Origin of the sequence: Arthrobacter sp. B6 (assembly GCF_001663775.1) — a bacterium.
In the GTDB taxonomy this organism is placed as follows: Bacteria; Actinomycetota; Actinomycetes; order Actinomycetales; family Micrococcaceae; genus Arthrobacter.
Window position 1 is genome coordinate 1,067,808 of record NZ_KV467168.1, and the last position, 20,676, is coordinate 1,088,483.

A 20,676-nucleotide genomic window follows, 5' to 3' on the forward strand; every position below is an offset into this window, starting at 1 on the left:
GCCCGGTGCACTCCTTGGAATAACAGGGAACGCGCCGGGCATTTCCGCAGTAAGCGGGTTGGAACGTCAGGCCACGTTGTTCTCGTAGTCGGTGTCCTTGGTCTCGCGGGTGATCCACAGCGCGATGAAGGTCAGTACCGCTGCGGCAGCCATGTAGACGCCCACCAGCCAGGTGCTGCCGCCGGCTGCCTGCCACAGCGCAATGGCAATGAACGACGCCGGGGCGGCACCGATCACGCTGGAGAGGTTGTACGCCACCGCGGACCCGGTGTAGCGGACGTTGGCGGGGAACAGTTCGGGGAGGATGGCAGCCATCGGCCCGAAGGTGAGGCCCATCAGTGTGAAGCCCAGGATGAGTCCGATGATGGCTGCAACCTGGCCAGGACCAAACATGGTGAACCAGAGGATCCCGAAGACAAAGATGCCCGCAGTGACGGAGAGCAGGAACTTACGGCGACCCCACTTCTCCGCCAGCGGGCCGGAGACCAGGGTGAAGATGCCAAAGAACACAACGCCGAGAATCAGCATCCAGAGGAAATCGCCGCGGGGAATGCCCAGCCCGGGAACGAAGTCCGCGATCTCCACTGCGGACATTGGTTTGCCGGCCTTCTCCGCTGCCGCCTGCGCAGCTTCCACAGAGGCGGGCTTGGTCCCGTAGGTCAGGGTGAAGGAGGTCATCACGTAGAACAAGACATAGGTGGCAAACATGATGAACGTTCCGGCGACCACCGGCCGCCAGTGGTTCTTGAAGGTGGCCGCAAAGGGAACCTTTGCAACCTTCTCTTCGGTCAGAACTTTCTGGAAGCTGAGGCTTTCAACGAGCTTCAGCCGGACATAGAGGCCAACAATCACCAGGAGTGCGCTCAAAAGGAAGGGTACGCGCCAGCCCCAGGCGAGGAACTCTTCCGGGGAAAGGGCAAAGTTGAGCCAGATGAACAGGAGGTTTGCGAGGATGAAGCCGATCGGCGCCCCGAGTTGCGGGAACGTTCCGTAGACCGCCCGCTTACCTTGGGGGGCGTTCTCGGTCGCCAGAAGAGCGGCCCCTGACCATTCGCCGCCGAGGGCCAGACCCTGGGCAAAGCGCAGGACCACGAGCATCAGGGGGGCCAGGATCGCCCAGCCGGGAAGCGAAGCCGTGGGGAGCAGACCGATCAGGAAGGTCGCGATGCCCATGGTCAGCAACGAGGCGACCAAAGTGCCCTTACGTCCGAACTTATCGCCGAAGTGTCCGAAAACAACCGAACCCACCGGGCGGGCAATGAAAGCGACACCGAAGATGGCAAACGAGCTTAACAGTGCGTTGATGTCCGTGGCCTGCGGGAAAAAGAGCCTCGGGAAGACCAGTACCGACGCTGTGGCGTAGATGTAGAAGTCATAGAACTCGATAGTGGTGCCGATGAGGCTGGCAAAGATGACCTTGCCCTTTGAGTTCAGCGGCTTCGCGGACCCAGCCTCCGTTGAGGTTTCAGTAGATGACATGTATGAACACTTTCGTGAGAACCGACCGGGCGCGGGTAGGCCCGGCTGCAGCAAATAGAGTTCAATATTAGTTCCCGTCGTCCAGCGAATGGACAAAAGGTCCATTATGCGGACGCATGGATTTGTCTCATTTTCCGGTCCTCACGCCACCCCAAACAGCCCGATAGGCAAATGTCACAGCGCGTTAACAAACGGCGACCGTCCGTGAAACGCGCCTTCTCTACCGTGGAGGAACAACATCCCCCCGAGGAGGTAACCCCGTGACTGTTGATCGCAGCGCAGATGCCGGCACCGGCAATTCCGTAGACATAGACACCGACCCGTTGCGTGAAGGCGTATCCTCATCCGCCGGCGCACAGCCCGTGACGCGTACAACCGACGCCCCCGCCCTTGAGTTCCGCCCCGGCCGGTGGATCGCCAACTGGAACGCCGAGAACAAAGAGCAGTGGGAGTCCGCCGGCCGCGCGATCGCCCGCCGCAACCTGAACTGGTCCATCTTCGCTGAATTCCTCGGCTTCGTGGTCTGGCAGCTCTGGTCCATCGTTGTGGTCCAACTCCCCGGTGCAGGCTTCAACTTCACCACCTCAGAAATCTTCTGGCTGATCTCGATGCCCAGCCTGGTAGGTGCCACGCTCCGCATCCCCTACACCTTTATGGTTCCCCGTTTCGGCGGCCGGAACTGGACCATCGTGTCCGCGCTTCTCCTCCTGATACCTGCCATCGGTCTGGGACTCTGCGTCTCCAACCCTGAAACACCGTTCGGCGTGATGCTGCTGGTGGCGGCACTCGCAGGCTTCGGCGGCGGCAACTTCGCCAGCTCCATGGCCAACATCACGTTCTTCTACCCGGCGCGGGAGAAGGGCTGGGCCCTGGGCCTGAACGCCGCCGGCGGCAACATGGGTGCCGCCGTCGCACAGCTCGCCGTGCCAATCGCCATCACCCTTCTGGCAGTCGGCAGCGTCAACCTGCCGATGGCCGGCTGGATGTGGGTCCCGTTCATCCTCATCGCCGCCTTCGGCGCCTGGAAGTACATGGACAACCTGACCAGCGCCAAGGGGGATGTGGCCGGCTCGATCGCAGCCCTGAAGGAACCGCACCTGTGGATCATGGCGCTGCTGTACATCGGCACTTTCGGCTCCTTCATCGGCTTTGCCGGGGTTTTCCCCAAGCTCATCAAGGACTACTTCCCCGCCTTCTCCTCCATCGGCGTGGGCACCGTGGCGCTGTCCCTGGCCTTCCTCGGCCCGCTGGTCGGTTCCCTGGCACGTCCGTACGGCGGACGCATGGCTGACCGCATGGGCGGCGCCCGGATGACCGTGGCTTCCTTCACCGCGATGGCCATCATCACGCTCACCATGATCTGGACCCTTCCGCTGAAGAGCTTCTGGCTCTTCCTGGTCCTGTTCCTGATGCTCTTCACGGCCAGCGGCTTCGGCAACGGCGCAACGTACCGGATGATCCCCATCATCTTCGCCACGTCCAGCCGGGCGGCGAAGGCCGGTGCCAGCACCGTGGAAACCCAGCGCCTCGCCTCCTCGGCCCTCGGCCTCATCTCCGCAATCGGCGCCTACGGCGGATTTGTTATCCCGCAGGTGCTGAACGCCTCCAACGGTGCCAGCGGATCCTACACACCGGCCTTCTACGGTTTCGTCGGGGCGTATGTCCTGATGCTGATCGTCTGCTGGGCCTTCTACATCCGCAACGCCAACCGAAATGCGATGGGACACGTCTAACATGACCAAAAGCGCCGACACGCACTGCCCTTACTGCGCCCTGCAGTGCGCCATGACGCTCAAGTCTCCAGCGGAACTGACCCCGGCTTCAGAGCCGGGGTCAGTCCCCGTGCCCGCCCAAGCCGCTGCCCTGGCCGCTGCGGCAACTCCTTTGCTGGAAGTCAGCGGGCGGGATTTCCCCACCAACCGCGGAGGGCTCTGCCGTAAGGGCTGGACCTCCGCCACCCTCCTGAACCACCCGGGACGCGTCACCGAACCGCTCCTCAAGGGCGACGACGGGATCCACCGTCCCATCGGCTGGGACCAGGCACTGGCCATGGTCACCACGGCCGTGAAGGAAACCCGCGCCCGCTATGGGAAGGACGCCGTCGGAGTCTTCGGCGGCGGTGGCCTGACCAACGAAAAGGCCTACATGCTGGGCAAGTTTGCCCGCCTGGCCCTGGGCACCTCCCGCATCGACTACAACGGCCGCTTCTGCATGTCCTCCGCCGCGGCCGCCGGAATGCGGGCCTTCGGCGTCGACCGCGGGCTCCCGTTCCCGCTCGAGGACCTGGACAATGCCGGCACCATCATGATGCTGGGCTCCAACGTTGCCGAGACCATGCCCCCGTTCGTCCAGCACCTTAAGGGCGTCCGCGACGCCGGCGGCCTGATCATCGTTGATCCCCGCCGTTCCGCGACGGCCAACTTCACGGCCGACGGCGGAGGCATCCACCTGCAGCCCCTGCCTGGCACCGACCTGACACTCCTCCTGGGCCTGTCGCATGTGGTCATCCACGAGGGCCTGGCCGACGCCGCCTTCATCGCGGAGCGCACCTCCGGCTACGACGCCGTGGTCCGCAGCGTCAACGCCTTCTGGCCAGAACGCGTCCAGTCGATCACCGGCGTCCCGGCGGAGCTCATCCGCGAAACGGCCCGCCGGCTCGCCGACGGCGCACGCAAGGGCGGCAGCTACATCCTCACGGGCCGCGGCGTGGAACAGCACGTCGACGGCACCGACACCGCCACTGCCGCGATCAACCTGAGCCTGCTCCTGGGACTGCCCGGATCGCTCCGCAGCGGATACGGCACCCTCACCGGCCAGGGCAACGGCCAGGGCGGCCGCGAACACGGCCAGAAGGCCGATCAGCTCCCCGGCTACCGGAAGATCACTGACCCCGCTGCCCGCGCCCACATGGCTGGCGTCTGGGGCGTCCCGGAAGAGACAATTCCCGGGCCTGGCCTCCCCGCCGTCCAGCTGCTCAAGTCACTCGGACAGCCCGACGGCGTCCGCTGCCTTTTGGTGCATGCCTCCAACATCGCGGTGGCCTCCCCCGATGCGAACTCGGTCATCGCGGGGCTCCGCAGCCTGGATTTCCTGGTGGTCTGCGACTTCTTCATGTCGGAGACGGCGGCCGAGGCAGACCTCATCCTGCCTGTCCTCCAGTGGGCCGAGGAGGAAGGCACCCTGACCAACCTCGAAGGACGCGTGCTGCGCCGCCGCCGTGCACTGCAGCCCCCCGCCGGCGCCCGCAGCGAACTGTGGATCATGGCGCGGCTGGCCGAGGCCCTGGAGGCACCGTCCACCTACAGCGAGGATCCCGAAACGGTCTTCGAGGAGCTCCGCCTCGCCTCTGCAGGCGGCCTGGCCGACTATTCGGGAATCGACTACGCCATGCTTGACCGCGGCGAAGCCGCCTACTGGCCGTACCCCGCAGGCAGCACTGGCACACCGCGGCTCTTCCTGGACGCGTTTGCCCACGCTGACGGCAAGGCGGTGATGACCCCGGTGGCGCCCCGCCGCCGTCGGACCCCCGCCCTCAACACGGACCCGGCGGCCAAAACCATGACCCTCATCACCGGCCGCCTCCTGGAGCACTACCAGTCCGGTTCGCAGACCCGGCGCGTGTCCGAGCTGCTGGCAAGCCAGCCGGAGGCGAAAGTCCAGATCCATCCGGCGGCCGCAGCTTCGATGGGCATCACCGAGGGTTCCTTCGTGTCGGTGGCCAACGAACGCGGACAGGTGGTCTGCCGGGCCGAGCTCAGCACGGCGATCCGCCCGGAAACGGTATTCCTCCCGTTCCACTTTCCCGAGCTCGAAAGCGCCAACCGGCTGACGGAAGCCGCCACGGACCCCATCTCCGGGATGCCCGAATTCAAGTTCAACAAGGTCTGGGTCCGGCTGGCAGCCGGCCAGGCCACGAACCAGCCCCAGAACAGTGTTCTGCAGACGACGGAGGCCTCATGAGTGAGCAGATTGTCATTGTCGGTTTTGGCCCGGTGGCCGCCCGCCTGATTGATGAACTGATGCCGGCGGTCCGCGACGGACAAGTCAGCCTGACCGTGGTGGGCGAGGAAACCGAGGCAGCCTACAACCGTGTCCTGGTTGCCGACCTCGGCGTAGGACGCACCACCGCCGATGCGTTGGCCCTGTCCGACGCCCAGGCATTGGCCGCCGAAGGAGTGGACGTCCGCCTCGGTGTCCGGGTCCGCCGGGTTGACCGCGCCCGCCAGCAGGTGATCCTCACCGACGGCACCGCCGCCCGCTACGAGCGCCTGGTCTTCGCCACCGGCTCACGTCCGGTCATTCCCAACCTCACCGGCATCAACCCCGATCCCACCTCCCCTGTGCTCCCTGCCGGTGTCACGGCACTCCGCGACCTGCGGGATGCCGAGGTGCTGCGCCAGGCAGTCGACGGCGGCAAGCGCGTGGTGGTGCTGGGCGGCGGTGTGCTGGGCCTCGAAACAGCCTTGGCCGCGGCCGAGGAAGGCGCCACCGTGACGGTGGTGCACAACGGCCCGCATCCCCTGGGACGCAACATCGACCGCGGCGGCGGAGCGGTCCTCGGGGCCAGCTTGCGCCAGTGCGGCGTCCGGATGGCCGGCAACGCCCGGTCCACGGGCGTGGAACACAACGCGCCCGACGGCGGGTTCTCGGCTTTGCTGCTTGACGACGGTTCGGCGATCGACGGCGACCTCCTGGTCATCTCCTGCGGCGTACGGCCCCGGACAGAGCTCGCCGAAGGGTGCGGCCTGTCCACCGGGACCGGAATCCTGGTGGACCACCGCCTGCGGGCCCACCATGAACCGCACATCTTCGCGATCGGAGACTGCGCTGAAGTCCGCTGCGCTGATCCTGCCTGCGGGCAGTGCCGCACCGCCAAAGGCCCCTCCGGCCTGGTGGGCCCGGGCTGGCGGCAGGCAGAGTGGCTGGCCGAATACCTCACCCTGCTGGCCGCCGGCACGCAGGAAGAAGCGGACGCGCTGCAGGAGCTTCCCCCGGAACAGGCCGGCGTTGTTGTGCTCAAGGCGCGGGGCATGAACATGGCGGTGGCCGGAGACAACGGCGCGGAGCCGTGGGACGAGGAGGCACTCACCGCCGGAGCGGTGAACGGCCGACCCCGCCTGCAGATCGCCCAGTGGGCGGACCCGGAACACGGCCGCTACGTCAAGATGACCACCCGCGGCGGAGTATTGGAAGGTCTCGTGGCGGTAGGTATGCCGCGGACCGCGGCCGAGCTTGTTGGGCTGTTCGAGCGCGGCGCCGAACTGCCGGCCGACCGTTCGCTGCTGTTGCGCCTGGACGGCCCCGACCAGCTGGCCGCGTCCGGCCCGGCAGATCCGGCAGGCACCGTGTGCCGCTGCGCCGGAGTCAGCGGCGCCAGGATCCAGGATGCCGTGGAGGGAGGCTGCTCCACGGTGGCCGAGGTCTCCAAGGCAACCCGCGCCGGAACCGGCTGCGGCGGCTGCCATGAGGACATCAAGGGGCTCATCGAAAAACACTTCCAGGCGGCTCCCGCCGCCTGACGTTGCCAACGACCGTAGCTGAACCCCTACTTCCCAACTGAGTAGCAGCAGACGTCGTTTTCAACCCTCATAACGACACCTGCTGCTACTCAGTTGGGCGGGCTACGCCGGAGCCTTGGGGATCATAATCCACAGCGCGATGTAAACAATCTCGCCGATCCCCACCAGGCCGAAGATCACAAAACCGAGCCTCACCAGGAATTTCGGAAGCCCAAACCTTGCCGAAAGGGCAGCACAGACGCCACCGATGATTTTTCCGCGGCGCGGCCGCTCCAGAGCTGTAGTCATGCCGCCACGCTACCGGAATCTTTCGGTGATGGGCATAGCGTAGCGGGGTGAAATTGTTATCCTCGCGAGCGGCCTGGAGAAGTGCATCCGCCGCGAAGATGCAAGGATGGCAGGAACAACGGATCAAGAACCGACAAGCCTCGCGCGGGAGTTCGCCATGACCGGCATCGGCAACGAAAGCCCCGCCCCCGTCCCCGAGAGCGGGCCGGCGGCAAGGCAACATCCACATTTTGCCCGCGCCTACGCCCGGGCCGTGGAGGGCATGAACCGCCGCGGCGGCGCCGAACACCGCCGCGACCTCCTCGCCGGGCTGCAAAGGACGGTCATCGAAGTCGGCGCAGGCGAGGGATCATCCTTCGCCCACTACCCGGAAACGGTGGCCAGGGTCCTGGCCTTCGAACCGGACGACCATCTCCGAAAACTTGCCACCGCCAAGGCTGCCTCCGCCCCGCGCCCGGTTACTGTCATGGCCGGAACGGCCGAAAAAATCCCGGCGAAAGACGCCAGCGCAGACGCAGTTGTGGTCAGCCTCGTCCTGTGCAGTGTCGCGGACCAGGACGAGGCCCTGGCCGAGATCCGCCGTGTCCTGGTTCCGGGAGGCACTCTGGCCTTCTACGAGCATGTCCGCTCCACATACCGCCTGCTTGCCGCGGCCGAGGACATGCTGAGCCCGGCGTGGCAGCGGATAGCCGGCGGGTGCCACCCCAACCGGGACACCCTCAGTGCCATCATCAGGGCAGGGTTCACGGTCCGGACCATCCGGCAGTTCAGCTTTGCCGTCCACCCACTGATCCCGCCCGTAGCGCACATCCTGGGGACCGCGACCAGCCCCGCTCCCGAATAGGCAGACTCGTCCGGCCGGTGAGGCGGAACTGACATCCAATTCCCGGCGGCTCAGTTTCGACGAGCTCAACCACCGCGGGCAATGCTCAACCACCAAGGCTGGTTATATGTGGACGTGCAGGCGCCTGGCGGCCTCGGAGATGGAGCCGCTCAGTGACGGGTACACCGTAAACGTGCTGGCGACGTCGTCGACGTGGAGCTTCTGCTTCACCGCGATGGAGATGGCGAAGATCAGTTCAGACGCGTTCGGTCCCACCACAACGCCGCCGATGACGGTGCCCGAACCCTTGCGGGCGAAAATCTTGACGAAGCCATCCTTGGCGTTCCTCATCTTGGCGCGTGCATTGCTCTTGAGTGAGAGCTTGACGATGTCGCCCTGGTACTTGCCGGACTGGATCTCGTCCTCGGAGACGCCCACTGACGCGATCTCCGGCGAGGTGAAAATGTTGGATGCCACCTGGTGCAGCTTGATGGGCGTCACGCTGTCGCCCAGGAAGTGAGCGATCGCAATCCTGCCCTGCATTGCGGCAACGGAGGCGAGCGCGAGGACGCCGGTGCAGTCGCCGGCGGCGTAGATGTTCGGCGCGGTGGTGCGGGAAACGCCGTCGACCTTGATGTGGCCGCTCTCGGTGAGCGCCACGCCGGCCTCCTCCAGGCCAATGCCGGCGGTGTTGGGGATCGAGCCCACACAGACCAGGCAGTGGCTGCCGCTGACTTTGGAGCCGTCACCCAGCGTGACCAGCACGCCGTCGTCGGTCCGTTCCACGCTCTCGGCGCGGGCACGCGACAGGACCCGCACGCCGCGCCGTTCAAAGACTTCCTCCAGCACCTCGGCGGCGTCGGTATCCGAACCGGGAAGCACCCGGTCGCGGCTGGAAATGAGCGTGACCTTCGAGCCAAGGCCGTTGTATGCGGACGCGAATTCGGCACCCGTCACACCGGACCCCACTACGATCAGTTCCTCGGGAAGCTCATCGAGGTTGTAAATCTGGGCCCAGTTCAGGATGCGTTCGCCGTCAGGACGCGCCGTGGGCAGTTCCCGGGGATGCGCCCCCACACTCAGCAGGATGGTGTCCGCCTCCACCATCTCCGTGCCGTCAGCGGTCAGGACCTCAATGGTGTGGCTGTCCACGAGCCTGCCCGAACCCGGCAGGATGCGGACGTTCTGGTGTTCCAGTCCGGACGAGATATCGCGGGACTGCTGGCGGGCCAGGCCCAGCAGGCGGTCGTTGATGTGTTTAAGGTCCGCGCGCATCACGGGCACAAAGTCGCCGCCGTCGACGTCGAACTTCACTCCCAGCTCGCCCGCCTCGCCGACACGGGTCATCAGGTCCGCGGTCGCGATCAGGGTCTTGGAAGGCACGACGTCGGTGAGCACCGCGGAGCCGCCCAGGCCGGCGCGTTCGATGATGGTGACCTGCGCCCCGAGCGAGGCAGCGACCATGGCTGCTTCGTATCCGCCCGGGCCACCTCCAAGGATTGCGATCCGGGGTGAGCTGAAATCAGGATGCGTAGTCACAAACAACCATTCTCGCGCATGTGGCCCCGCACCACCAATAAACAGCCCTGCCCATGGTGCCGGTCACCGGCATGCGTGACGCTGTGCACACGGGCAGCGGCACGATAACTTGTACCAGTGAGTAATACAGACTTCCTGACCACTGACCCCTTTGCCGCCGCCCGCGCCGCCGCCGACTACATTGCCGGGGAAACAGGTGTGGACCGCCACGACGTCGCGCTGGTCCTGGGCTCAGGGTGGGCCGAAGCCGCGGATCTGATTGGCGATACCACCGCCACGCTGTCCGCGGACGAGGTTCCCGGCTTCCATGCCCCGGCGGTGGAAGGCCACGTGGGCACCATCCGCTCCGTACTCACGAAGGGAGGCAAGCGGGCCTTGGTGCTCGGCGCCCGCACGCATTTCTATGAGGGCAAGGGCGTCCGCGCCGTAGTCCACGGCGTCAGGACGGCAGCCGCCGCCGGCTGCACTACCCTGGTCCTCACCAACGGGTGCGGCGGACTCAACGAAAGCTGGACGCCCGGCACCCCTGTCCTCATCAAAGATCACATAAACCTCACCGCGGCGTCCCCGCTGGAGGGTGCAACCTTCGTTGACCTGACAGATCTCTACTCCTCCCGCATCCGCGGACTGGCCCGTGAGGTCGATTCCTCGCTGGATGAGGGGGTCTACGCGCAGTTCACCGGACCCCATTACGAAACCCCGGCCGAGGTGCAGTACGCCAAACGGATCGGTGCGGACCTGGTGGGCATGTCCACGGCGCTGGAAGCCATCGCCGGCCGCCATGCGGGGATGGAAGTGTTCGGCATATCACTGGTCACCAACCTCGCGGCCGGTATCAGTCCCGTCCCGCTCAGCCACCAGGAAGTCATCGAGTCCGGACAGGCTGCCGGACCGCGCATCTCCAAGCTCCTAGCAGAGATCATCGCCCGGCTGTAGGACGGGTCAGGTGCGGATGCCCGTCAGCCTGCTGACCGTGTCCTGCCGTGCTTCCGGAAACCTGCGTTCGATGGCCTGCGCGATGCCGGCGACAGACTGCCGGGAAAGCTCGGTGCGCCAGGTGACCTCGGCGTGCCGCATGGTCTGTGAAATCAGGCAGGTCCGCGCGTAGTCAGCGTCCATGCTGCCGCCGGGCGCGTCCTTGAGGATGCCTTCGCACCTGAAGGTGTGCTCATCCCCCTCGATGGCGAGGACAACGTCCAGGACGGAGATCCGCTCCGGCCGGCGCGCCAGCTGGAAGCCGCCCCTCGGACCGGATACGGACGCCAGGATGCCGGCCCGGACCAGTGCCTGGAGCTGCTTGTTCAGGTAGGCGGCCGGCAAGTGGTAGAACTCGGCCAGGCGGGCACTGCTGACGGCCTCCCCCACAGGGGTCCAGGACATGTTGACGCAGCTGTGCAACGCCCACTCCACACCCTGACCCATCTTCATATTCGCGACATTACTTGTCCAGAAAATTTACTGTCAAGGATTTCGCGGGGGCTTCAGGGTGCTCCCGTGCTTGTGCAGGAGTGTTCGGGGACTCTTCTTCGCGGCAATGACGATAGCGTGGTCCCCATGACGTCCCCCGATGCCGAGTCCATCCTCTTCAGCCAAGCCCGCGAGTGGGCGGCTGAGGATCCGGATCCCGTGACCTCCGCTGCACTGTCTGACCTCATCCAGCTGGCAGCGAACGGAGCGGGCGCAGCCCGGCAGGAACTTGCCGACAGCTTCAGCGGCACCCTCCAGTTCGGCACCGCCGGCCTGCGCGCGGCCCTCGGCCCCGGGCCCAACCGGATGAACCGTGTGGTGGTCCGCCGCGCTGCGGCAGGCCTGGCCGGCTTCCTCGGCGACGCCGTGCGCGACGCTTCACCGGGCACCCGGCCGCGCGCCGTCGTCGGCTACGACGCCCGCCACAACTCGGATATCTTTGCCGAGGAAACCGCGGCGATCTTCACCGCCGCCGGCTGCGAGACCTTCCTGATGCCCTCGGCACTTCCCACTCCGCTGCTGGCCTACGCGGTGAGGGCGCTCGATTGTGACGCCGGCGTGATGGTCACCGCCAGCCACAACCCGCCCCAGGACAACGGCTACAAGGTCTACCTTGGCCGCCATGCCGTGGAGGAAAGCGGACGGGGCGCCCAGATCGTGGCACCCCACGACACTGGAATCGCGGCACGGATCGATGCAGTGGGCCCGTTGGACTCAATCGCCCTCGCCACGGACGGCTGGACCGTGCTGGACCCTTCTGTTGCGGACGACTACCAGCGCGCGACGGCGGCGCTCGCCGATCCGGCACGCTTTCCGTCGCGTGACCTGCGGATCGTCCTGACGCCCATGCACGGCGTCGGCGGGGATACAGCCGTGGCTGTCCTGAACGAGGCCGGTTTCGCCGATGTCACCCTGGTGGCCGAACAGGCGGAGCCGGACCCCGAGTTTCCCACGGTGAGTTTCCCGAATCCGGAAGAGCCCGGTGCGCTGGACCTTGCCCTGGAGGCGGCCGTCCGCGTGGACGCCGATATTGTCCTGGCCAACGATCCCGACGCCGACCGGGCGGCAGTCGCGGCCAAGGATCCGGACACAAATGCCTGGCGCATGCTGCGCGGTGATGAGGTGGGGGCACTCCTCGGAGCGCACATTGTGGCCCGCCTTGCGGCCGGCGGTGAGGAAAAGCCCGACGGCGTCTTCGCCAATTCCGTGGTTTCCTCACGGCTGCTGTCGCGCATCGCCGCCGCGGCCGGGTACGCGCATGAGGAAACGCTGACGGGATTCAAGTGGATTTCTCGTGTTCCGGGATTGCTGTACGGCTATGAGGAAGCGTTGGGCTACTGTGTTGCCCCTGACCTGGTCCGGGACAAGGACGGCATCTCCGCCGCGGTGCTGATAGCGGAGCTCGCGGCTGCGGCCAAGGCAGGCGGCAAAACGGTCTTCGACACCCTGGATGAGCTGTACCTGCAGCACGGCCTGCACGCCAGCGACCAGCTGAGCATCAGGGTGGCCGACCTGGGCCTGCTGGATGCCATGATGAACCGGCTCCGCGTCAGCCCGTCTGAGTCCTTCGGCTCCTCAGCCGTGGAGACGTTTGTGGACCTCGCGGAGGGCAACGGACAGCTGCCACCCACGGATGGACTTCTGTACGTGACCCGGGACCAGACCCGGGTGATCATCCGGCCCAGCGGCACCGAGCCGAAACTCAAGTGCTACCTGGAAGTGATCAAAAGTGTGGAGTCCGCGGCGGAACTCCCTGAGGCGCGCCAAGCCGCACGCGCCGCCCTTGACCAGGTGCTCGGCGACGTGCGGGAGGCCCTCGGCCTCTAGCAGCAGCCTAGAGCTCGATTTCGATGAATCCGTCGGTGATGCGGGTGTTGAAAGTATCCAGCCGGAGCTCAGCCGTTCCGAAGCACTCGCCCGTTTCCAGGTCGTAGACCTCTTTGTGGAGGGGCGAGGCAATGGTGGGGCGGGTGCCGCGCGAGCCAAGGATGCCACGGGCCATCACGTGGGCGCCGGTTGCAGGGTCCTCGTGGGCAACCGCGAAAATCTCGCTGGGGCCGGTCCGGAAGAGAGCCACCTGGCGGCCCGCAATCAGCGCTGCCTCGCCCCAGGACAGTTCCAGCTCCTCCACGGCGCAGACGCGGTGCCAGCCGGTGGCGGTGTAAGTTTCGGCGGCGACTGCCCCAAGTTCCAGTGTTGCCGTCATGTCGGCTCCTCTCCCTGTGCTTGCTTGGCCACCTGTATGGCCGTACTAACAAGCTAGGCGTCGGGTGTTTCACGGGCATGCGCTGAATGTGTCCGGCGCGTAAAAGAGACCTCACCCGGCCGGAAATGCGTTCGTGATGCAGAAGTTAAGTTCACGAAACAATTGGGAAACTGAAGCGAAACTGCGGCTCCCTAGTCTGGATGGACACCTCGTCAGAGAAGGTCGCAGAGCACCGTCTGCGGCCCATGCGAAAGGCCCACAGTGACCGAACAGACTTCAAGCACAGAGACTCCGCGCCGCATCGTCGTCGCCGGTGGCGGCCCCGCGGCCCACCGTTTTGCGGACGCAATGCATGCCCGCGGCCTCGAAGGCTGGCATGTCACGGTCCTCACTGAGGAGGCCCACCTCCCCTACGACCGGGTGGCCCTCTCCAAGGCCCTCACCGACAACGACTACGACCTCACCCTGGGCGAGGCGTCCATGTGGGACCACGAGGCCCTGGACCTGCGCACCGGCGAGCGCGTGGTCAAGGTCAACACGGAAGCCAAGTCCGTGGAGACCGCCGCCGGCAGCATCTTCGAATACGACGACCTGGTGGTCGCCACGGGTTCGAATGCGGCCCGCCTCCCGATCCCCGGCGCCGAGCTCACGCACGTCTACCGCACGCTCGAAGACGTCTGGGCGATCAATAAAGCCATTGCCGAACTCACCGAGAAACTCGGCCGCCAGGTCAAGGCAGTCACCATCGGCGGTGGCCTGCTGGGCCTTGAGTCCGCTGCCGGCACGGAGCAGCTCGGAGCCACTCCGATCGTGATCGACGGCGCCGCGTGGCTGATGGCCACGCAGCTCGATGAGGGTGCAGGACAGGCGATGGGCCGCCTGATCAAGGCCAAGGGCTTCGAAGTCCACAGCGGCGTGTTCCCCTCCGAGGTATTGTCCGACGACGACGGCCAGGTCACCGGCGTCCTCATGGCTGACGGCCGCACCATCGACGCTGACCTTGTCATCGTTGCGATCGGTGTCAGGCCGCGCGACGAGCTCTTCCGCGCAGCAGAGGGCGAGGAGCAGATCTTCTCGCTGGGCCAGCGCGGCGGCGTGGTCATCAACGACTACTGCGCAACTGAGGTCGAGGGAATCTGGGCCATCGGTGAAGTGGCCAACTTCGGCGGCATGTGCCTGGGCCTGGTCGCTCCCGCCAACACCATGGCGGAGATCGTCGCTGACCGCCTCCACGGCGGCGAGGCCACCTTCCCCGGCTTCGACACCGCCACGAAGCTCAAGCTGTCCGGCGTCGACGTCGCCAGCTTCGGTGACGCGTTCGCCCGCACCGAGCACGCCCTCGAAATCGTCTACGCGGACCCGGCCCGCGGCGTCTACCAGAAGATTGTCACCACCGACGATGCCAAGACCCTCCTCGGCGGCATCTTCGTGGGCGACGCCGCCCCCTACACCAGCCTGCGCCCGCTCCTGGGCCGCGAACTCTCGGCTGAGCCCGGCGCCTACCTCACCGCTGCCGGCGGCGGCGACGCACCCGACACCGAACTGCCGGATGACGCCATCCTTTGTTCCTGCAACAACGTCACGGCCGGAACCATCCGCGACACCGTCAACGGCTGCGGCGCCTGCGAAGGCAACGCGCCGGTCCAGGAGCTCGGCGAGCTCAAGGGCTGCACCCGTGCCGGGACCAGCTGCGGTTCCTGTGTCCCGATGCTGAAGAAGCTCCTGGAAGGCGAGCTGACCAAGTCCGGCGTGGAGGTCTCGAAGGCCCTCTGCGAACACATCGAGCTGTCCCGCCAGGAGCTCTTCGACGCCATCCGCGTCCTGGAGCTCACCTCCTTCGAAGAGATCATGGCCAAATACGGCACCGGTGCCGGCTGCGACATCTGCAAGCCAACCATCGCCTCCATTCTGGCCAGCCAGCACAACGCCTATGTCCTTGACGGCGGCCGCGGCACCCTGCAGGACACCAACGACCGCGCCCTGGCCAACATGCAGAAAGATGGCACCTACTCCGTGGTTCCCCGCATCGCCGGCGGCGAGATCACCCCGAAGAAGCTCGGCGTCATCGCAGCCGTGGCTGAGAAGTACAACCTCTACACCAAGATCACCGGCGGCCAGCGCATCGACATGTTCGGTGCCCGGCTGGAGGAGCTTCCGGAAATCTGGAAGGAACTGGTGGACGCCGGCTTCGAATCCGGCCAGGCGTACGGCAAGAGCCTTCGCACGGTGAAGTCCTGTGTCGGTTCCACCTGGTGCCGCTTCGGTGTCCAGGACTCCGTGGCCATGGCCATCCAGCTCGAGCTCCGCTACCGCGGCCTCCGCAGCCCGCACAAGCTCAAGATGGGTGTGTCCGGCTGTGCCCGCGAATGCGCCGAAGCCCGCGGCAAGGACGTTGGCGTGATCGCCACCGCCGACGGCTGGAACCTGTACGTCGGCGGCAACGGCGGCGCCACTCCGGCCCACGCCCAGCTCCTGGCCAAGGACCTCGACGACGAGACCCTGATCAAGTACATCGACCGCTACTTCATGTACTACATCCGCACCGCCGACCGCCTCCAGCGCACGGCGCGCTGGCAGGAGGAGCTCGACGGCGGCATCAAGCACGTTGAGGACGTCGTGGTGCATGACACCCTGGGCATCGCCGAGGACCTCGAAGCTGCCATGGCCAAGCACGTCGACACCTACATCGACGAGTGGGCCGACACCCTGAAGGACCCCGAGCGCCTGCGCCGGTTCCGCTCCTTCGTCAACGCCCCCGACCAGAAGGACGATTCCATCAGCTTTGTTCCGGACGAGCGTGGCCAGATGCGCCCCGCGACCCCGGAGGAAAAAGGCAAGGTCCTGATCGGAGCTTCCATCCCCATGAGGCCCCGCGACGAGAACGAGGTATAGGCATGCAGCTCAGCATTGATCTCACCGGCCGCGAAGTCCTGGTCACCGGCTCGGACCACGCCGCACGCCAGGCGGTCCGCCGCTTCGAGGCAGCCGGCGCCGTCGTCTACCGCCTCAGCACCCCCCAGGGTGCCGGGCATGACGGCCCGCTGCCCGAGCGTCCTTTCCTGGTTGCAGCGGTCGACGACGGCCAGCCCGGCTGGGAGGCCCTGCTTGAGCGGTGCCGCGAAACCGGCATTCCCGTTTCCACCGAGCCGGCTGCCGGGCCGGTCGGCCACGTCACCCTCGTCGGTGGCGGCCCCGGCACCACGGAACTGCTGACCGTGGCGGCCGTCAAGGCGCTGCGGGATGCCGACGTCGTGTTTTACGACCGGCTGGCTCCCTGCCAGGAACTGCCTTCCCTCACCTCGGCCGAACTGGTGGATGTCGGAAAGAAGCCGGGACACCACAAGGTGGGCCAGTCCGACATCGAAAAGCTGATGGTGGAAAGCGCCCTCGCGGGAAACAACGTGGTCCGGCTCAAAGGCGGCGATCCCTACGTCTTCGGCCGCGGCGGCGAAGAAGTCGCCGCCTGCGTGGCCGCCGGTGTCAAAGTCCGGGTCATCTCCGGTGTCACCAGCGCCATCTCCGTCCCTGCCGCTGCCGGCATCCCCGTGACCCACCGCGAGGTCAGCCACATGTTCACTGTAGTCTCCGGCCACGCGCCGCTGACCGAGAAGGAACATAAACACCTCGCCGGCCTCGGCGGCACTATTGTGGTGCTGATGGGCATCGGAACACTGCACCAACTGGCGGCCGGGCTCCGCAAGGCCGGGATGCGTCCCGACATGCCCATGGCTGTGGTGGAACGCGGCTACCGCCCCGGGCAGCGGACCACCATCGCGGACCTGGGCACCATCACCTCCGCCGCTGCCGGCTGCAGCAACCCTGCGGTGCTCGTCATCGGCGAGGTGGTACGGGTGGCTGAAGCCAACCGTGGGCATGCTGAGGCCGCCGCCGACCTGGACAGGCTGGCGGCCTCGCTGCTCGGTTCATGAAAGGATCGAACCACATGAACGCACTGGCACCCGCAGAACCCCAGATTGAAGAAACCTCCGGACAGGACGCTGCGGACTCCCCCTTGGAGGGTTTCCGCATCGGAGTGACCTCACACCGGCGCTCCCGGGACCTCATCGAGGCCTTGGAACGCCGCGGCGCTGAGGTCCTGCATGCCCCGGCGCTCAAGATCGCCCCGGTGCAGGAGGACATCCGTCTCATTGAGGACACCAAAGCCGTCATCGCCGCACGCCCGGACCTCTGCATCGCCACCACTGCCTACGGCATGCGTCGCTGGTGCGAGGCTGCCGACTCGTTTGGCATCGGCGAGGACCTGCTGGACACCCTGGCAGCCTGCCGGATGTTCGTCCGTGGGCCCAAAGCCCGGGGCGCCGTCCGCGCGGCCGGCCTTGCCGACGTCGGAATCAGCAGCGACGAAACCACCGCAACACTGGTGGACATGCTGCTGGCCGAAGGCGTGCGCGGCAAGACCGTGGCTGTCCAGCTGCACGGCTACACGGATGTCCGGCAGCTGGAGCGTCTCCGCATGTCCGGCGCCACCGTCCTGACAGTGACGCCGTACCGCTGGGTCAAGCCCGACGGAGAGGACAGGCTTCCCCGGCTCATCGAAGCTGCGTGCAGCGGGAACCTGGATGTCCTGACGTTCACCAGCGCACCCGCGGTCGACGCGATGTGGAGCACCGCCCACGAAATGGGTGTGTACAAGCAGCTGATCGAAAGCCTGAAAACCAATGTCACCACAGCAGTGGTCGGCCCGGTCACCGCGCAGCCCCTGCTCGACGCCGGTGTGACCCCGCTGATCCCGGAACGGTTCCGGATGGGCGCACTCATCAGGCTGGTCTGTGAGCACCTGGCACTTAACCACGTGCGCAGGCTTGACACGAGGTCAGGCAACATCGAGCTGCGCGGCCGCAGCCTGCGGATCGACGGGCAACAGGTTGAGCTGGCCCCCGCGCCGCTGCTGCTGCTGCGTGCCCTGCTCGGTGCCGGCGGGGCCGTGCTCTCCCGCGAATCGCTGTCGGAGCTGCTCGAACTGAGGGGCTCGGTCCACGCACTGGACATGACTGTCAGCCGCCTGCGCTCCTCCCTGCCGGACGGCCGCCTGGTGGAGACTGTGGTCAAGAGGGGCTACCGGATCCGCGTCTAGTTCCCCCGAAGGAGTTTTTGTCCAGATAATGCGTCCAAAGCCTCGTTTTGAGTGCATTATCTGGACAAAAACTCCTATTATTACCGGCTGGTAACGGGCAGCGAACAGGCGGGGAAAAGTCCGTAATGGCTGGGAAACACGCTGGAAAAGCCAGCCGCCTACGCTGGGGTTCACCAACGAATTCCCGGCCGCCCCTGCGGCCGCCTGCGAAAGGGCCAGCACATGTCCGCTCCGGCACCGTCCTCTTCCGTTTCCCCGGCCCCGCGCATCGTCATCGCCGGTGCAGGGCCCGCCGCGCAGGCGCTGGTCCGCCAGCTGGACGGTGGCAGGTTCCGCGGAACCATCACCGTACTGAGCAACCGGGATGATGCTCCGGCAGAGCTCCTGGACCTTGCAGAACTACCTCAGGTGTCGGTCCGGTTCGGCCAGCCCGCAAGCTTCATTGACCCGGCCAACCGAACTGTCACCACTGCGGACGGCATGGAATTCAGCTACGACGAACTGGTCATCGCCACCGGATCGGCTCCGGTCACGTCACCGGTGGAAGGCGCCGGGCGGTGCCTGAGCTACTCCACCATCGATGACGCCGCCCGGATCGGCGACGCCGTTAAGGAAGTCACCCGGGAGCTGGGAAGGCGGCCGCTGGGGATTCTGGTGGGCACCGGTCCCGCGGCCCGGCAGGCTGAGGCGGTGCTGCGCGCCCGCGGGGTCAGGCCCATCCGGACAACGGTCCGGCCGGACGCTGTGGTGCCCTCCATCGCGGGATCGGGTTTGGCCGCGGCCAGAATCGTCTTTGAGGACGGCAGCAGCATGAATGGTGACCTGGTGGTCCTGGCTGAAGAGCGTGTATCCCGCGACGGACTCGCCGCCAGCGCCGGACTCGCCACCGCCCCCAACGGCGGAATCGCGATCAACAAGGAGTTCAGGACCTCGGTTCCCGGCGTCTGGGCCATCGGCGACGCAGCGGCGTTCGACGGCGTCCGCCTGGGACTGCTGGTTGCTGCGGCTTCTGCAGCCGGGGCCTGCGCCACCCAGCTTTTGACGGCGGCTTCCGCTCCCCCGGTGCTTCAGACCGCCGCCTGACCGGCTATGGCAAGATGGTCACCTGACCAGCCACGGGCACCGTGGCATTTGCGGCCCACAGGGCGCCTGGAGAGGACCAACATGAACAATGAAGCCACCCCTTCCGTTCACACTGCGGGAACCGGGACCACAGGTTCCGGCAATATCGCATCCTTCATCGACCACACCCTCCTCAAGCCCGAGGCCAGCGAGGCGGACATCCTCAAGGTGTGCGCCGAAGCTGCCGAGTACCGGTTCAAATCAGTCTGCGTCAACCCCGTCTGGGTGAAAACCGCCAAGACAGCGCTCAAGGGATCCGGCGTCCTGACCTGCTCGGTAGTCGGGTTCCCGCTGGGAGCCACTCCCACCGACGTCAAGACCTTCGAGGCCCGCGGAGCGGTTTTGGACGGCGCCGACGAGGTCGACATGGTCATTAACATCGCCGCCGCCCGTGCCGGCGACAAGGGCGCACTGGTCGAAGACATCACGTCTGTGGCGGAAGCGGTGCACGCCAGCGGGGCCATCCTGAAGGTCATCATCGAAACGGCCCTCCTTGACGACGCCCAGAAGGTCCTGGCGTGTGAGGCGGCAGTGGAGGCAGGTGCTGACTTTGTGAAGACCTCCACCGGTTTCAATGGCGGCGGCGCCACGGCGGAGGACATCGCGCTGATGCGCCGGACGGTGGGTCCGGATCTCGGCGTCAAGGCCTCCGGCGGCGTACGGTCCCTCGCCGACGCGCAGGCTATGATTGCTGCAGGTGCAACACGTATTGGTGCCAGCTCCGGAATTGCGATCGTCAAGGGTGAACAGGGTTCATCCGGCTACTGACACCGGTCCGGAAGCCGCCACAATTTGGGCCCCGCGGGGCCAAGGAGGAATGAATGTCCAGCAAGACCACAGCGTCCGGCGCTACCACTGTCCAGACCCCCGAGAACGAGAACAACCTCGTCACCAGCATCCTTCTGTTTGCTGTCATGATGGCGTTCTTCCTGGGCGCGATCTACTCGCTCTCGTTCCTGACGCTTGGCAACCCGTGGCCGATGGCCGTCTGCCTGGGCCTCTTCGCCCTGGCGTTCTGGATCCCGCAGACCATTACCGGCCGCTCCGATTCCGCCGGCGAGCACTAAAGACCCTGCTGAGACACGAAGGCCGAGGCCCCCGATCTTTCCGGGGGCCTCGGCCTTTTAAGCCAATCCGC

17 protein-coding genes are annotated in these 20,676 nt (G+C 66.2%); 12 read left to right on the forward strand and 5 right to left on the reverse strand.

Annotation, left to right across the window (positions count from 1 at the left end):
* Window positions 1-66: 66 nt before the first annotated feature.
* Entirely contained in the window at window positions 67-1,479 is a 1,413-nt protein-coding gene (locus AU175_RS04565) for an MFS transporter (RefSeq protein WP_066286200.1), read from the reverse strand.
* A gap of 260 nt (window positions 1,480-1,739) precedes the next feature.
* On the opposite strand from AU175_RS04565, the gene AU175_RS04570 reads away from it, so the two are divergent.
* The 3 genes from AU175_RS04570 to AU175_RS04580 are packed head-to-tail and all read left to right on the forward strand — an operon-like array spanning window position 1,740 to window position 6,998.
* Window positions 1,740-3,212, forward strand: coding sequence for an MFS transporter (locus AU175_RS04570; protein WP_066286201.1), 1,473 nt, complete (start codon window positions 1,740-1,742; stop codon window positions 3,210-3,212).
* A 1-nt stretch (window position 3,213) separates the two neighbouring features.
* Window positions 3,214-5,439, forward strand: a complete 2,226-nt coding sequence (locus tag AU175_RS04575; protein WP_066286204.1) for a molybdopterin oxidoreductase family protein — start codon at window positions 3,214-3,216, stop codon at window positions 5,437-5,439.
* Window positions 5,436-6,998, forward strand: coding sequence for an FAD-dependent oxidoreductase (locus AU175_RS04580; protein WP_066286206.1), 1,563 nt, complete (start codon window positions 5,436-5,438; stop codon window positions 6,996-6,998). The genes AU175_RS04575 and AU175_RS04580 overlap by 4 nt, the downstream gene beginning before the upstream one ends.
* Before the next feature lie 102 nt (window positions 6,999-7,100).
* Here the strand turns inward: AU175_RS04580 and AU175_RS04585 are convergent, their stop codons facing one another.
* Window positions 7,101-7,286: a PspC domain-containing protein gene (locus AU175_RS04585; RefSeq protein ID WP_066286208.1), complete on the reverse strand. Its 186-nt coding sequence runs from the start codon at window positions 7,284-7,286 to the stop codon at window positions 7,101-7,103.
* Window positions 7,287-7,392: 106 nt separating this feature from the next.
* On the opposite strand from AU175_RS04585, the gene AU175_RS04590 reads away from it, so the two are divergent.
* Window positions 7,393-8,130, forward strand: a complete 738-nt coding sequence (locus AU175_RS04590) for a class I SAM-dependent methyltransferase (RefSeq protein ID WP_231938459.1) — start codon at window positions 7,393-7,395, stop codon at window positions 8,128-8,130.
* 102 nt (window positions 8,131-8,232) lie between these two features.
* On the opposite strand, the gene AU175_RS04595 is transcribed toward AU175_RS04590, so the two are convergent.
* A complete protein-coding gene (locus AU175_RS04595; protein ID WP_066286210.1) occupies window positions 8,233-9,648 on the reverse strand; it encodes an NAD(P)H-quinone dehydrogenase in 1,416 nt (471 codons plus the stop codon).
* A 117-nt stretch (window positions 9,649-9,765) separates the two neighbouring features.
* Between AU175_RS04595 and AU175_RS04600 the strand changes: the two genes are divergently transcribed.
* Window positions 9,766-10,584, forward strand: coding sequence for a purine-nucleoside phosphorylase (locus tag AU175_RS04600; RefSeq protein WP_066286212.1), 819 nt, complete (start codon window positions 9,766-9,768; stop codon window positions 10,582-10,584).
* Between the two features lie 6 nt (window positions 10,585-10,590).
* Here AU175_RS04600 and AU175_RS04605 read toward each other — a convergent pair whose 3' ends face one another.
* The gene (locus AU175_RS04605; RefSeq protein ID WP_066286217.1) at window positions 10,591-11,076 is read right to left on the reverse strand and encodes an RrF2 family transcriptional regulator; all 486 of its coding nucleotides are present in this window, start codon (window positions 11,074-11,076) and stop codon (window positions 10,591-10,593) included.
* Between the two features lie 126 nt (window positions 11,077-11,202).
* Here AU175_RS04605 and AU175_RS04610 point away from each other — a divergent pair, with 126 nt between their 5' ends.
* Window positions 11,203-12,942, forward strand: coding sequence for a phospho-sugar mutase (locus AU175_RS04610; RefSeq protein WP_066286219.1), 1,740 nt, complete (start codon window positions 11,203-11,205; stop codon window positions 12,940-12,942).
* A 7-nt stretch (window positions 12,943-12,949) separates the two neighbouring features.
* On the opposite strand, the gene nirD is transcribed toward AU175_RS04610, so the two are convergent.
* Window positions 12,950-13,321, reverse strand: coding sequence for a nitrite reductase small subunit NirD (gene nirD, locus AU175_RS04615; protein ID WP_066286221.1), 372 nt, complete (start codon window positions 13,319-13,321; stop codon window positions 12,950-12,952).
* Window positions 13,322-13,582: 261 nt separating this feature from the next.
* Here nirD and nirB point away from each other — a divergent pair, with 261 nt between their 5' ends.
* From nirB to AU175_RS04645, 6 genes are all read left to right on the forward strand, one after another.
* On the forward strand, window positions 13,583-16,213 hold the full coding sequence (gene nirB, locus AU175_RS04620) for a nitrite reductase large subunit NirB (protein ID WP_066286223.1): 2,631 nt from the start codon (window positions 13,583-13,585) through the stop codon (window positions 16,211-16,213).
* Window positions 16,214-16,215: 2 nt separating this feature from the next.
* Window positions 16,216-17,250, forward strand: a complete 1,035-nt coding sequence (gene cobA, locus AU175_RS04625; RefSeq protein WP_066286226.1) for a uroporphyrinogen-III C-methyltransferase — start codon at window positions 16,216-16,218, stop codon at window positions 17,248-17,250.
* A gap of 14 nt (window positions 17,251-17,264) precedes the next feature.
* Complete coding sequence (locus AU175_RS04630; protein WP_066286227.1) at window positions 17,265-18,416, forward strand: uroporphyrinogen-III synthase; 1,152 nt, start codon at window positions 17,265-17,267, stop codon at window positions 18,414-18,416.
* Window positions 18,417-18,638: 222 nt separating this feature from the next.
* Window positions 18,639-19,499 (forward strand): FAD-dependent oxidoreductase, encoded by an 861-nt coding sequence (locus tag AU175_RS04635; protein ID WP_066286229.1) that lies wholly within the window; start codon window positions 18,639-18,641, stop codon window positions 19,497-19,499.
* 81 nt (window positions 19,500-19,580) lie between these two features.
* Window positions 19,581-20,306, forward strand: a complete 726-nt coding sequence (deoC, locus tag AU175_RS04640; protein WP_066286231.1) for a deoxyribose-phosphate aldolase — start codon at window positions 19,581-19,583, stop codon at window positions 20,304-20,306.
* Window positions 20,307-20,359: 53 nt separating this feature from the next.
* On the forward strand, window positions 20,360-20,605 hold the full coding sequence (locus AU175_RS04645; RefSeq protein ID WP_066286233.1) for a hypothetical protein: 246 nt from the start codon (window positions 20,360-20,362) through the stop codon (window positions 20,603-20,605).
* Window positions 20,606-20,676 lie beyond the last annotated feature (71 nt).